General features: G+C 42.0%; 15 protein-coding genes. 9 read left to right on the top strand and 6 right to left on the bottom strand.

All coding sequences use genetic code 11. The annotated features are described in order from the left end of the window. Nucleotides 1-195: 195 nt before the first annotated feature. The 8 genes from ACYVUT_RS01440 to ACYVUT_RS01405 all read left to right on the top strand — a co-directional run bounded on the left by ACYVUT_RS01440 (nucleotide 196) and on the right by ACYVUT_RS01405 (nucleotide 7,761). The gene (locus ACYVUT_RS01440; protein ID WP_484499753.1) at nucleotides 196-354 is read left to right on the top strand and encodes a bacteriocin; all 159 of its coding nucleotides are present in this window, start codon (nucleotides 196-198) and stop codon (nucleotides 352-354) included. 97 nt (nucleotides 355-451) lie between these two features. Next, on the top strand, nucleotides 452-1,552 hold the full coding sequence (locus ACYVUT_RS01435; protein ID WP_484501387.1) for a glycosyltransferase: 1,101 nt from the start codon (nucleotides 452-454) through the stop codon (nucleotides 1,550-1,552). A 16-nt stretch (nucleotides 1,553-1,568) separates the two neighbouring features. Then, on the top strand, nucleotides 1,569-1,790 hold the full coding sequence (locus tag ACYVUT_RS01430) for a hypothetical protein (RefSeq protein WP_439775271.1): 222 nt from the start codon (nucleotides 1,569-1,571) through the stop codon (nucleotides 1,788-1,790). 73 nt (nucleotides 1,791-1,863) lie between these two features. Next, nucleotides 1,864-2,031 (top strand): bacteriocin, encoded by a 168-nt coding sequence (locus ACYVUT_RS01425; RefSeq protein ID WP_484499750.1) that lies wholly within the window; start codon nucleotides 1,864-1,866, stop codon nucleotides 2,029-2,031. A gap of 10 nt (nucleotides 2,032-2,041) precedes the next feature. After that, nucleotides 2,042-3,394: a GHKL domain-containing protein gene (locus ACYVUT_RS01420; RefSeq protein WP_484499749.1), complete on the top strand. Its 1,353-nt coding sequence runs from the start codon at nucleotides 2,042-2,044 to the stop codon at nucleotides 3,392-3,394. A gap of 2 nt (nucleotides 3,395-3,396) precedes the next feature. After that, entirely contained in the window at nucleotides 3,397-4,158 is a 762-nt protein-coding gene (locus ACYVUT_RS01415) for a LytR/AlgR family response regulator transcription factor (protein ID WP_439775269.1), read from the top strand. Then, entirely contained in the window at nucleotides 4,155-6,335 is a 2,181-nt protein-coding gene (locus tag ACYVUT_RS01410) for a peptide cleavage/export ABC transporter (protein WP_484501386.1), read from the top strand. The genes ACYVUT_RS01415 and ACYVUT_RS01410 overlap by 4 nt, the downstream gene beginning before the upstream one ends. A 115-nt stretch (nucleotides 6,336-6,450) precedes the next feature. Beyond that, nucleotides 6,451-7,761, top strand: coding sequence for a C1 family peptidase (locus ACYVUT_RS01405; protein WP_484499746.1), 1,311 nt, complete (start codon nucleotides 6,451-6,453; stop codon nucleotides 7,759-7,761). Between the two features lie 63 nt (nucleotides 7,762-7,824). Here the strand turns inward: ACYVUT_RS01405 and ACYVUT_RS01400 are convergent, their stop codons facing one another. Both ACYVUT_RS01400 and ACYVUT_RS01395 read right to left on the bottom strand, forming a co-directional pair. Then, a complete protein-coding gene (locus ACYVUT_RS01400) occupies nucleotides 7,825-8,190 on the bottom strand; it encodes a type II toxin-antitoxin system PemK/MazF family toxin (RefSeq protein ID WP_439775267.1) in 366 nt (121 codons plus the stop codon). Beyond that, nucleotides 8,183-8,365, bottom strand: a complete 183-nt coding sequence (locus ACYVUT_RS01395) for a hypothetical protein (protein WP_484501385.1) — start codon at nucleotides 8,363-8,365, stop codon at nucleotides 8,183-8,185. Before ACYVUT_RS01395 ends, ACYVUT_RS01400 begins: the two co-directional genes overlap by 8 nt. Before the next feature lie 136 nt (nucleotides 8,366-8,501). Here ACYVUT_RS01395 and ACYVUT_RS01390 point away from each other — a divergent pair, with 136 nt between their 5' ends. Then, entirely contained in the window at nucleotides 8,502-9,815 is a 1,314-nt protein-coding gene (locus ACYVUT_RS01390) for a C1 family peptidase (protein WP_484499743.1), read from the top strand. A 69-nt stretch (nucleotides 9,816-9,884) separates the two neighbouring features. Here ACYVUT_RS01390 and ACYVUT_RS01385 read toward each other — a convergent pair whose 3' ends face one another. The 4 genes from ACYVUT_RS01385 to ACYVUT_RS01370 all read right to left on the bottom strand — a co-directional run bounded on the left by ACYVUT_RS01385 (nucleotide 9,885) and on the right by ACYVUT_RS01370 (nucleotide 13,794). Next, nucleotides 9,885-10,568, bottom strand: coding sequence for a DUF975 family protein (locus ACYVUT_RS01385; RefSeq protein WP_484499742.1), 684 nt, complete (start codon nucleotides 10,566-10,568; stop codon nucleotides 9,885-9,887). 169 nt (nucleotides 10,569-10,737) lie between these two features. After that, nucleotides 10,738-11,691 carry an ABC transporter ATP-binding protein gene (locus tag ACYVUT_RS01380; RefSeq protein ID WP_439775261.1) on the bottom strand — a complete coding sequence of 318 codons (954 nt, stop codon included), beginning with the start codon at nucleotides 11,689-11,691 and terminating at the stop codon, nucleotides 10,738-10,740. 14 nt (nucleotides 11,692-11,705) lie between these two features. Next, a complete protein-coding gene (locus tag ACYVUT_RS01375) occupies nucleotides 11,706-12,749 on the bottom strand; it encodes an ABC transporter ATP-binding protein (protein WP_484499741.1) in 1,044 nt (347 codons plus the stop codon). A gap of 13 nt (nucleotides 12,750-12,762) precedes the next feature. Further along, a complete protein-coding gene (locus ACYVUT_RS01370) occupies nucleotides 12,763-13,794 on the bottom strand; it encodes an ABC transporter permease (protein WP_439775260.1) in 1,032 nt (343 codons plus the stop codon). Between the last annotated feature and the right edge of the window lie 14 nt (nucleotides 13,795-13,808).

The raw sequence follows: 13,808 nt of genomic DNA, 5'->3' as shown, positions 1-13,808 counted from the left end.
TTAGAGAAGCCCGCGAGGGCTTCTTTTTTTGCCAAAAATTTCAGTATAAAACTTGTGAAATTGTGAAAAGATGCCATTTAAGCATCAAAATTGACCGCTTAGGCAAATTTGGTTTCTTCTCAATTAATCGCATTATAATAACAATTGTGATCAGAAGATCATCCAAATTCAATTTGTGACCGGGAGGGTTTAACTATGGAAAAGTTACTAAAAATAATGTCCGAAGACGAATTAAAACAAGTCAAGGGCGGTAAGAAAAAGCAACCAAGTTGGGTAAAGTGGTCCAACGGAATCAGTGGACTAATTGGTGAACTAGCAGAGCCAGGTTCAATTAACTGGAAGCACCACCACTAATAATAATATGATCAAATTTAAGAGACCTGAATCCAACAATTATACAGAGTTCTATCAAACCAATTCTGAATACAATCTTCATTTAACAGGTTTAATAATGACTAAAAATCAGGAGCACAACATTCTAGAGGCACTAAGATCAATAGACAATTACTGTGACTCTATTGTAGTTGTAGACACAGGATCTACTGATAATACTATTCAGGTCGTTAAAGAAAATTTCTCTAAAGCTCATCTTTATCAAGTTCCTTGGCGAGAAAACTATGCTTATATGAGAAACGAATGCTTAAAGTTCATTCCAGCAGGCTGGACTTTTATCATTGATTCTGACGAAGTGTTCGATAATTCACTCTGTACTAGTCATGAATTAAAAGATTTTCTATACTATCTAGATCAAACTAGTTCAGCACCTGTTTGTACTATAAAAATAAAATCATACAATGGCAATTCCTTTGTGAGGAAAAAGGTTCTATTCAAAAAGGATGACTTTATAAGGTATCATGGTTGCGTACATGAAGAGCTAATAACCATAAAAGGTAAATTAGATATCGTTGACTCCAATCTTTGCATAGTAAACAAGGGAAACAGCCCTCAAGAAATCGTAAGATTTAATAAGGCTAAAAGATACTCAAAACTACTATTGCATCAGATAGACCAAGAACCCAATAATCCACGTTGGGTTGCAATGATCTCTCAAGACTACATCGAGCTTGGATTTATATCTAAAAAATATTATATAAAGCATCTTAAAAAGTTTATATTTAGTAACGAAGCAGATAACTTTTCAGATAGCAACATTCAAGGCAGCAAATGGCTAAAATATCTTTTGGCAAGATACGCTCTTTTACTGATGTCAGATGGGAAACTTAACGAATCTATAGAATGCTCAAAGGCGGCTATGAAGAAATTTCCCTATGATGCGAACTTTTTAGCAATATTTATCTCTGCAAGCAATATATTAAATGAAACCAGAAACAGGTCTACCTTAAAATTCGTCAACAAGTGTCTAAGACAATATGAATCAAATCTTGACAAGGTAGAGGAAGAATCTCAGGGAACCGAAGATTCAGTAATACCTGCTTTAATAAAATTACTAATTAACATTGGCGAGTATTCTAGCGCCAAAAATCTTGTTGAAAATATTGATAATCCAGAGTATAAAGAGTTATTAGATAGTGAAATAGATTTTCTATTGTAAATAGGAGAACACGGTTATGGAATATGTAATTCTGTTAGTAGTTGGCTTGCTACTTATTGTAGGTGGTGCTTTTGCTTTTAAACAAACTAAGAAGTATCTTGAGTTAAAAACAAATAGTAGCAATTATTCTAATGATCAATGGTGGGGATTTGCTCTATGGAGTGGATATATTGGAGCAGGCATCTTGTCACTAGTTGGCGCTATTTTAATTATTGTTTCTGTAATTTCAATGCTATAAATTGATCATTAATAGTATTATTTAGGTAACTACCTAGGTAACGCTATTTTTTATTAGAGTGAGGAATCTTTTTATGAAAAAATTAGATAAAACAGAGCTTCAAAAAATTAAGGGCGGTACTACACAATCTCAGCTTTCTGCTTATATTACTACCAACTTTATTAACATACGGGGCTTTAATACTGATAAGAAAAGCCACCAATTATACAAGAGTTTAGTTAAAGCTTTTAGAAAGCAATGAGTAAATATCAATGAACAATACATTTGAATTATTTAGCATACTTGCCAATATTATACTAAGTTTGATTGTAGATTTATCTATTTTTACCAAAATATCTATGGTCAAGTTTACGTCATCCCAGAAAATTCTTGTCACTGCTTTTTATATTTTTTGCTTTATAGCCTCCGTATTAATCCCGTCTAATGTAGTCGTCAATATTTCGATTACAATTGTAGAAATTCTTTTCTTCACACTACTTGGTTTAAGAAACACAAAAGATAAATTTCTAATTCTAGGTGCTGCGCTTTTCCTAGGAATTTTTGACTCCATTACTATCATCCTTTCTAACTTAATTCTTTTTCTCTTTCCCATTTTGGACTCTAGTAATTTAGATTTTTTTACTAATATTGCGATTATTATTATTAGTTACCTACTACTCCTTAAAATTATTCCCAAAATCATTACTAACCTAACTAGCACCAATAAAAAAGTTTTTATTGGTGTTTTGGCGTATATATATATTAGTTCGATGGTTCTTAACGCGTATGTTTTAAGCGATACCAAACCAACCGAGGTCATCATTGTATCTTTAGCTTTATTGTTTTTGCAATCGATTTTTATTTTGATCATGTATATTTCTTTAGTCGAAATACAAAAGAAGTTGCTTTCCCATACTCAACAAAAAGAACTGCTCCAGGAAAAGCAGGAACTAGAAGAATACTCATCTTATCTAGATCAAAACGAGGATGATCTTCGCAGGTTTAAGCATGATTATCAAAACATTCTTAATAGCTTAAAAATTGACGCTCAAGAAGGCAATGTCAAAGGCGTTATTGACAAATTAAGTGAATATACAAATAGTCATTTTAACGAAGAAGCATTACGAAAGTACAAAGACTTAAATCATATTCATATAAAAGAACTTAAAAGTATAGTATTTAGCAAACTGACACAAATGTACAGTTTAGGAATTTTATATAGCTTTGGATGTGAATCCGAAATTTATGAAATTCCCCAAAATATCGATTTACTTGATTTGGTGAGAGTGATTGGTATTACTTTTGACAACGCAATTGAGGCAGAAACGGGTTATTTTAACTCCAATTTCCTTCAGAAACAAGACTTACGAATTGAAGCCATGTATTATCAAGATCATGACGACTTTGAGTTTATGATCAGAAATCGAATTCCTAATTCTGATATTACTTTGAGTCAGTTAACTGAAAAAGGATACACGACTAAAAAGCAACATCCTGGCCTCGGATTAGCAAACGTTAAGCAATTTTCTCAAAAATACGACAATGTCATAATTGACTATCATATCAAGGATACTTGGTTTATTTTCAATCTAACCATCCTGCCAATAGATGAGGTAATAGACTAGCTATGAAGTATCAAGTATTTATTTGTGATGACAATCAAGATACAATTGGTCAGCTTAAGCACATGCTATTAATCGCTGCTTTTCGATTATCTGATAACGATTCGGTAACTTTTAACGTATTTGGGCAAGCGACAACATACAAAAGTGCTATCAATATTTTACAGAAGACAATACCTACCGGTGGAATCTATTTCCTAGATGTTGAGCTTGGTAAAAATATTGGTAAAGATAACGGATTTGACTTAGCAGAATACATTAAGCAAAACGATCCAAAAGCTCAGATTATTTTCGTTACAAGTCATGCCGACCTTTCTATCATCACTTATCAAAGACGATTGGGGCCTATCGATTATATAGTAAAAAGCTCTAATGTAGCAGAGTTAACTACGCGTATTTCAGACACCTTAAAATCAGCCATTAATTATTTTGAAAACTCAAGCTCAGAATCTGCAAACTTCTTTACTTATAAAGCTGGATATGAAGTAAAGAAAATTGCTGCAGATAATATTTACTATATTTCAACTACTGGCAACTCCCATAAATTAGAACTTGTTCATACCAACGGAATTAGTCAGTTTATCGGTAGTATCAGCAAAATTGCGGAAACGGCACCTTATCTCTTGCAAATCAGTCAATCATGCTTAATTAATCCTAAAAAAGCTGAAATTGATTATCAGTCGCACAAAATCACCTTCCCTAACGGTGATATTCAATACTATTCACGAAAAAACAGTCATATGCTTAGAAAATATTTTTCAAAATGATCAGCCTATTTAATTCTATTAAGTATCATAAATCGTATATATCTCAATTGGAAGAAACTGATTGTGGAATAGCTTGTTTAGCAATGGTTTTAAAAAGCTACCATTCAGATGTAACTTTAGCCCATTTACGACATCTAGCCAAAACAAATATTGAAGGTACCACTGCACTTGGTTTGGTAAAAGCAGCAGAACAGCTATATTTAGATGTTACTGCTGTTAAAGCAGATTTATCATTATTCCATTCTAGAAATACCACATATCCACTAATTGTGCACGTAATTAAAGATAACGAGCTCCTTCATTACTATACTGTTTTAAAAGATTTGGGCTCAAAATTATTAATTGCTGATCCAGACCCAAATATCGGAATTATTGAAATTACTAAAACAAAATTTAGTCAGGAATGGACTGGAGTTGCCCTTCTTTTTAAACCGCAATCTACTTTTAAAGAAGTGCACGAAAAAAGCACTACCATTTGGTCTCTTCTTCCATCATTATATAAAAAAGAAAGTAGTTTAATTTTTAAGTTGATCACCGTATCTCTACTGGTGACCATAATTGATATTATCAACTCTCTTTTTTTACAAGAACTGATTGATACTCTTATTCCAAGAGGAAATTCCAATTTAATTACTATCTTTTCTTGTAGTTTGTTAACAGCTTATATAGCCAGTTCTATTTTTTCTTTTGAGCAAAATCTTCTATTAATTCGGCTAGAGCAAAAATTATCTAACAAGCTAAATTTCAAATACCTAGAGCACCTTTTCCAATTACCAATAAACTTTTTTACTACTCGAAAGACCGGTGAAATCACTTCACGTTTTTCTGACACTGGACATATCGTTGAAGCTTTAGCTAATTTGACCGTCTCCTTCCTTCTCGACTTAACCATCATCATTACTGTCAGCTTTATCCTATTCTTTCAGAATAGACATCTTTTCATTTTGGCTATTCTTTCAATCCCACTATTTTTGATAGCCATTATCTGCTTTAGTAAAAGATTTGATCGACTCAATAATGAACAAATGGAGAGCAATTCGGAAGTTTCATCTGCAATTATTGAAAGTATCGAGGGGATGGAGACAATCAAAGCCTTTAATGGAGAGCAACAATATTTGAAAAATCTCAGCGATAAATACCTTCATTATCTTCAAAAGAATTTTGAATATGGAAAAATGGCTGCTTATCAAAATACCATAAAAACTTTTATCGAAACTTCTTTAACTCTGCTAATTTTATGGTTTGGCTCAAGAGACATCATCGGTCATTCAATGTCAATCGGTCAGCTAATAGCTTTCAACTCTCTACTAATTTATTTTTTCGAGTCTATCAAAAACATTATAGGTCTTCAGCCTACAATCCAATCAGCTCAAGTAGCCCAAAAGAGGTTAAATGAAGTTTATGCTGTAAAACCAGAAAATTTTACTCCAACAACAATTACTGCCCGCGATCAAATTGATGGAACTATTCAGCTCCAAGACGTTTTCTATCACTACAATTTTAATAAGGATACCTTGAGAAATATCAACTTCCAAATTGAAAAGGGCGAAAAAATTACAATTGTTGGAATGAGTGGCTCAGGTAAATCTACATTGGCTAAGCTGCTCGTTGGCTTTGATTATCCAAGCAAGGGCAAATTGACATTTAATCATTACCCTATCAGGAAAATTGAACATCACTTACTCCGCAATTATATTAACTATACTCCTCAAAACTCTAACATTTTTTCGGGAACAATTAGAGACAACCTTCTACTCGGTTCACCTAATTCAATCTCAGAGCAACAATTAATAGATGCTTGTAAAGTTGCTGAAATCTTTCAAGATATTGATAACCTGCCTCTTAAGTTTGATACTCAACTTGACGAACAAGGAAAAATGCTATCCGGTGGGCAGAAGCAACGCATTGCAATTGCGCGTGCGCTTTTATCATCAGCTACTGTTTTAATTTTTGATGAAATCACGAGTGGCCTTGATACCATTACTGAATCTAAAATTGTTAGAAATCTACTCCAAATTCCAGATAAAACAATTATCTTTATTGCACACCATCTTTCTACCGCACAACAATCAGATCGAATCATAGTACTACACCAGGGCGAAATCGTAGAGCAAGGTAAGCCTAACGACTTACTTGACCAACACGGTTACTACTACAACCTAATTAAAAATTCATAGAAATGAACGCACTCCAAGTCTTGAAGTGCTTTTTTACTATTTAGCAATCATTGAAAATACGCAATATTTCCCGTAAGATTGAAGAAGATTGACTAAGAAATAGAAAGGAAAATATATGACTAAGCACGAATTAAATTCCGAATTGCTGGACCAATTTAGCCGGCAATTTAACGCCGACCCCAAAAAACAAGTCATCAGCCGGGCTGTTAGCCGGTCGGGCCTCCAAGAAGCGGCCTACAACTCTGCCGCTGAGCACAACCACACCTTTTCTTTAGAGCTGGACACTGACAATGTCACCAACCAAAAGCAGTCCGGCCGCTGCTGGCTCTTTTCAACCTTAAATGTTGTCCGCCACAACTTTGGCAAGAAGAACAAGGACAAGAACTTCACTTTTTCCCAAAGCTACAACTTCTTCTGGGATAAGATTGAACGGGCCAACTACTTCTACGACCGAATCATCAAGACCGCTGACCGCCCCTTAGACGACCAGACAGTGCGCGGCTACTTTGACTGGTGCCAAACCGACGGTGGCCAGTGGCACATGGCCGCCTCCCTAATTAAAAAGTACGGCGTCGTCCCAACTTACGCCATGCCGGAAAGCTTCAATAGCGAACACTCCGCCGTCTTAGACCAAATCCTAGCTGACAAGGAACGTAAAGATGCCCTAGCCTTGCGCGAATTAGCCCAAAAAGACGATCAAGAGGCCCTAGAAGCTGCCCGGGTGCGTTTCCTTGGCGATATCTACCAAATCATGGCTACGGCCTTGGGAGAGCCTCCTAAGACCTTTGACCTGGAATTTCGGGACGATGACCAAAATTACCACCTAGACAAGGACCTCACTCCCCTTGCCTTTTACCAAAAATACTGTGACACCGACTTAGATGACTACGTTGTCTTGGCCAACGCCCCTGACCACCCGCTAAACCGGGTCCTCCACCTGGGCTTTGAAGACAACATCCAAGGCGGCTACCCAAACCTCTTCATCAATGTGCCGATGGAATACCTGGAACAGGCCACGGTTGAGCAGTTAAAGGGCGGCGAAGCAGTCTGGTTTGGCAATGACGTCCTCCGGCAAATGGACCGGAAGACCGGGATGATGGACCTAAAGCTTTACCAATATGACGCTTTGCTTGGCATTGACACCCACTTGTCCAAGGCTGACCGCCTGCGGACCGGGATCGGCGAATCTTCTCACGACATGGCTATTGTCGGTGCCGACATTGATGGCGGCCACATCCGCAAGTGGAAGGTAGAAAACTCCTGGGGCGACAAGTCCGGGGAAAAGGGTTACTTCACCATGAGCGCTGACTGGTTCAGAGAATACACCTACGAGGTTGCCGTGCAAAAGAAGCACGTGCCAGCTGAAATTCTGGACCTGCTCAAGAGTCAGCCGATCGAACTTGATCCTTGGGATTCTTTGATTTAAATAAGCAAAAAGTTGTTAGAACTGCAAATTAGTTCTAACAACTTTTTTACTGGTCGATTTCAATTATTCTTTCTTAAATATATTTTGAACTTGCGTGAGAATATTATCAAATTGAGCCATATCATGGATATGACCTATAACTTTGCCTTTTCTAGCTAAGAAGTCATACGATAATAGCTGCAACAATAAAGCATCACCATTGGTTCTACTTGCAAAGTCAACTACTGGAAACCTAAAGGGATCCTCCCGATGTACATGCGTGAGTGCCAAACCAATTACTAAACCTGATCTTGCATTATAGACATCACGACTGACTATCAGAAAGCGCCGCCTAATGTTACCTTTTTGTGGATCATGCCCGCCCATTTCATGTCCTGCATGTGGTTCAGCATCGATGATGATTATATCTCCTTGATGAACGTCAATCATCCTTCGGTAATTCCCTTCCAACAGGCTTTAATTCACGAGGGTTATAGCCTAAATCGTGATATTCTTCCGCAATCAACTGATCATAGTCCAGATTATTGTAGCTAGAATCTGACCAGATATCGTACTTAATCTCTTTCTTGATTGGCTTATGTTCATTATTTGCTTTAACAACCATACTATCACCTCTACCCACAGTATAACGGTAGTCGTACTGATTAGCACTTATAAAGAACTGAATCCTTGGGATTCCTTGATTTAAGCAGGTATGTTAACATTGACTTATTAATATTAAAATAAAAGGAGAAACAAACATGAGTCATGAATTAACTCTGCAGGAATTGGCGGAATTCAGTGCCAATTTCAATGCTGACCCGAAGAACCAAGTCATCGCCCGTGCCGCCGCCAGAAGCGGGGTTCTGGAAGCTTCCTACAACGAACGCGTGGCTGGCCGCCTGACCCGGGTCTTTTCAACTGAGTTGCCGACGGACAACGTTACCAACCAAAAGCAGTCCGGCCGCTGCTGGCTTTTTTCAACCATGAACATCTTGCGCCACAACTTCGGCGCCAAGCACAAGGCCAAGAACTTCACCCTGTCCCAAAGCTACAACTTCTTCTGGGACAAGCTGGAAAGAGCCAACCTCTTCTATGAAAAAGTGATCGAAACCGCTGGTAAGCCATTAGACGACCGGGAAGTCCGCAGCTACTTCGACTTCGCTGGCCACGACGGCGGCCAATGGCACATGGCCATCTCTTTGGTCAAGAAGTATGGTGTCGTACCAAGCTACGCTATGCCTGAGAGCTTCAACACTTCCGCTACGGCCGGCTTGGCCAGCGCCTTGGCTGACAAGGAAAGAAAAGATGCCCTGGCCTTGCGCCGCCTGGCTCAAGCAGGTGACCAGGAAGGGCTGGAAAAGGCCCGCAAGACCTTCTTAAACGAAATCTACCGGATGGTCGCTATCGCCGTTGGTGAACCGCCAAAGACTTTTGACCTGGAATACAGAGACGACGACAAGAACTACCACCTGGAAAAGAACTTGACTCCAGTTTCCTTCTTCAACAAGTACTTTGACGTCGACCTGGACGACTACGTCGTCTTGACCAACGCCCCAGACCACGAATACGGCAAGCTCTACCACCTGGGCGCTGAAGATAATGTTGAAGGCGGCAGCCCGATCCTCTTCTTGAACGTACCGATGGAATACCTGGAACAAGCCGCTGTTGCCCAATTAAAGGACGGGGAAGCTGTCTGGTTCGGCAACGACGTCCTGCGCCAAATGGACCGCAAGACCGGCTACCTGGACACTGACCTCTACAAGTTGGATGACCTCTTTGACGTTGACCTCAGCTTGTCCAAGGCTGACCGCCTGGCTACCGGCGTTGGTGAAGTTTCCCATGCCATGACTTTAGTCGGGGTTGATGAAGACAATGGCGACATCCGTCAATGGAAGGTGGAAAACTCCTGGGGCGACAAGTCCGGGGAAAAGGGCTTCTTCGTCATGAGCCACAACTGGTTCAAGGAATACGTCTACGAAGTTGTTGTCCACAAGAAGTACTTGACCAAGGACCAGCAGGAACTGCTCTCTTCAACTCCTGTTGAGCTTGCTCCTTGGGACTCATTGGCTTAATACTAGCTTTTTAAGCGCGAAAAAACCGCTCAGTTCTCTAACAGAACTTGAGCGGTTTTTGCTTTGAACTTAATCCTTGCTCTTGAACTGGTCACCAGCCAAAGCCCGGTAGAACTCAGCGTGAGCCGCATTGTAGTAAGGCACCAGCCAGAGGAAGCCGATCCCCAAGGACAGGACGGCTAGAATGTCCCAGCCAATAAAACTCAAGTCGAAAACAAACAGTTCCCACTTGTGCCCGTCCATCAGTTTCCGGCTCTTGGTGATCGCCTCAGTTGGCTCTGGCTCCTTGCCGGCACCCAGCATATCCTTCAAGATGTATGGCGCCATGGAGTAGCTGAGGCCCTTGATAATCCCGGGAATTACCAGCAACAGAGTCCACATGGCCGTAAAGAACATGGTCAAGAAGGTGGTTAAAAAGGTCGGCAAAAAGCGGCTGTTGGTAAAACCGGAAAAAATCCCGGTAAAGATATTAGTCTTCTCTTCCTTGTCGACCAGGTGCAGGTAGGTATAAGTTACCCCCGCAATGATCAAGGCGCTTAAAAGAGAGCCGACTACGCTCGTGCTCACTGAGACGGCACTGATGTTACTCCCCTGCACGGCCGTGAAGCCAGCTGGTACCCCGTTAAAAATCCCGGAGAAGACAGCGGTCATGAAAGTCAGACCAACTGCCCAGCCCCACTTGCCCTTTAGCTTGCTCTTGGCCGCGGCCTTCAAGGCCGGGCGGTCAATTGTTACATTTGCATCTTCCATCATAAATACCCCCGAATTCGAAAGCTGCCCTTTAGGCAGCACTGTTATCTTGTCATAATTATATCATAGCAAGGATATCCTTATCAGTTAAACAGACAAAAATGGACAAAAAATAGACGAAAGACAAAAAGAGAGCTCGCTAGAGCTCTCTTTCTTTATCTGCTTTATCAAACTACTTTTCGTAGCTTTGGGCAACCTTTTCGTAGTAGGCAACTTCATCGTCAGTACACTTAACAAAGTGGCCTGGACGGATTTCATGCATGGACCGTTGGTCGTCCTTGCCGTCGCCTTCGAACTTGCCGTATTCGTAGTCGATCCGCTTGCGTGACCGTTCGATTTCTGGGTCCGGCTGCGGCACGGCTGAGATCAAACTCTTGGTGTAGTCGTGCAGCGGGTGGTCGTAAACTTCATCAGCACTGCCGACTTCCAAAAGCTTACCGTAGTGCATAACCCCGATCCGGTCGGAAATGAACTTAACCATGGACAAGTCGTGGGCGATGAAGAGGTAGGTCAAATCGCGCTGCTTCTTCAAGTCGATCATCAAGTTGACAACCTGAGCTTGAATGGACACGTCCAAGGCTGAAATTGGTTCGTCGGCCACGATGAACTTCGGTTCAACGGCCAAGGCCCGGGCGATACCGATTCTTTGCCGCTGACCACCGGAGAATTCGTGTGGGAAACGGGAAGCGTGGTTACGGTTCAAACCAACCGTTTCCAGCAGGTCTTCAACTCGCTTGCGCCGTTCTGCCTTGTCCTTGACCAAGTGGTGGATGTCCAGCCCTTCCGCGATAATGTCTTCAACCGTCATTCTTGGGTTAAGGGAAGCGTATGGGTCCTGGAAGATCATCTGCGCGTCGCGGCGGAAAGCCAATTGTTCCTCGCGGCCATGCAGCTTGGTCACATCCTTGCCTTCAAAGAGGACTTCACCGGCCGTTGGCTTGTACAGCTGCAAAATTGACCGGCCAGTGGTGGTCTTACCAGAACCTGATTCACCAACCAGGCCGAAGACTTCACCTTCATAGATGTCGAAGCTGACGTCGTCGACACCCTTAGTGACGGTGCGCCCGTTCTTGAAGTATTGCTTCAAGTGCTTGACCTCTAAAATCTTTTTTCTTTCTTCTGGCATATTCTGCTTCTCCTTTAATCCTTGTCAGCTGCTTGCAGTTCCTTGTAGTGGGCCCAGCGACGCACGATTTCATCAGGCGGAGTAACCTTTGGCGCGTCTGGGTGCAGGAGCCAGGTAGCAGCTTGGTGGGTTTCTGAAACCTTGAAGAACGGCGGCTTCATTTGCGCGTCGATCTTCATCGCGTACTTGTTTCTCGGGGCAAATGGGTCGCCCTTTGGCGGATCAAGCAAGTCTGGCGGGGTCCCTGGGATTGATTCCAGCTTTTCACTGGTCAGGGTCGGCATGGAGTTGATCAAGCCCCAAGTGTAAGGGTGTTGCGGGTTGTAGAAGATTTCGTCAACCGTCCCCTTTTCCAAAAATTCCCCAGCGTACATAACGTTAACGCGGTCAGCCATCCCGGCAACGACACCCAAGTCGTGGGTGATGAAGATGATAGAAGTCTTGACTCTCTTTTGCAAGTCCTTCATCAAGTCCAGGATTTCCGCTTGAACAGTAACGTCCAAGGCAGTGGTTGGTTCGTCGGCCAAAAGGATTTCCGGTTCACAGATCAAGGCAATGGCGATAACGATTCTTTGCCGCATACCACCAGAGAATTGGTGCGGGTATTGGTTGATTCTTTCTTCAGCGTTCGGAATACCAACGGCCTTCATCATTTCCAAGGCCTTGGCCCAGGCTTCCTTCTTGGAAGCACCTTTGTGCTTGATCAATGGTTCAGCGATCTGCTGGCCAATCTTCATGGTCGGGTCCAAAGAAGTCATTGGGTCCTGGAAGATCATGGCGATCTGGTTACCACGGATTTGCTGCCATTCCTTTTCGGAAATCTTCAGCAGGTCCTTGCCGTGGAAGAGGATTTGCCCGCCCATGATCTGGGAGTTCTTGGCCAAAAGCCCGATGATGCTCCGGGTGGTAACAGACTTGCCTGAACCGGATTCGCCAACGATCGCTAAAGTTTCACCTTCATCAAGGTGGAATGAAACGTCACGAATGGCCTTAACTTCACCAGCGTAAGTGTGGAAGTCGATCTTTAAGTTTTTAACGTCTAAAATTCTATTTGCCATATGTTCGTCTCCCTTATCTTTGGCCCTTAGGGTCGAAGGCATCACGCAGACCGTCGCCGAGCAGGTTGAAGGCAATCATCAAAACGCAGAGGACTGCAGCTGGGTACCACATTTGGTATGGCAGGAACTGGAAGTTCTTCTGCCCTTCGTTCAAAAGCACACCCAGAGAAGTTTCAGGAGCAGAAATACCGATACCGATGAAACTCAGGAAGGCTTCGAAGAAGATGGCACTCGGGATGGTGTACATGGTTTGAATGATGATGATACTGGACAGGTTTGGAATCAGGTGCTTGGTAGCGATCTTAAAGGTTGATTCACCCAAGGACCGGGCCGCCAGAACGTATTCTTCATTCTTCAAAGACAGTGTCTCGGCACGGATCTGCCGGGCCATCGTGGTCCAGGATGAAATAGCCAGGGCCAGGATGATGGAAGTGATACCAGGCTTCAAAACAACCAGCATCAAAACAACGATAACCAGAGTTGGAATTGAAGAAATGATTTCGATGATCCGCTGCATGATGTTGTCAGTCATGCCGCCCTTCCAGCCGGAGATGATCCCGTAGGTAACACCGATAGCCAGGTCAAAGAAGGCAGCGACAATAGCAACAATCAAGGAAATCTTGGTACCATAGATGATTCTTTGTGCCAGTGACCGGCCCAGGTAGTCGGTCCCGGCAACGAAGTACTTGCCAGCTGGCACTGATGCGTAAGCGTCAGTCCAAACGCCGTTTTGCTTGATCTTACCGTTCAAGCCGTTGAGCCAGTCAAAGCCCTTCCACTTGGCAGGCAGGTTGGCATATTGCGGAGCTGACTTAACCAAGCTGGAGTTGTTGATCCAGAAGCTGGAGCCAAAAGCGATAACCACCATCACGATGATGATTACGGCTGAAATCACGGCTGCCTTGTTGCTCTTGAATCTGATCCACACGTTCTGCATGAAAGAAAGTGAGGGACCTGAAATGTGTTCCGCGCTTTGCGTGTCACCCTTTTCCACGTGTTCAAAGGATTCAGGTGTGATCTTTACGTTACTTGCATCTTGATCCATTGATTTTAACCTCG

This window comes from Lactobacillus sp. WILCCON 0059 (assembly GCF_057197985.1).
The sequence above is the reverse complement of the archived record's forward strand: the minus strand, read 5'-3'. Positions and strand labels throughout refer to the sequence as shown.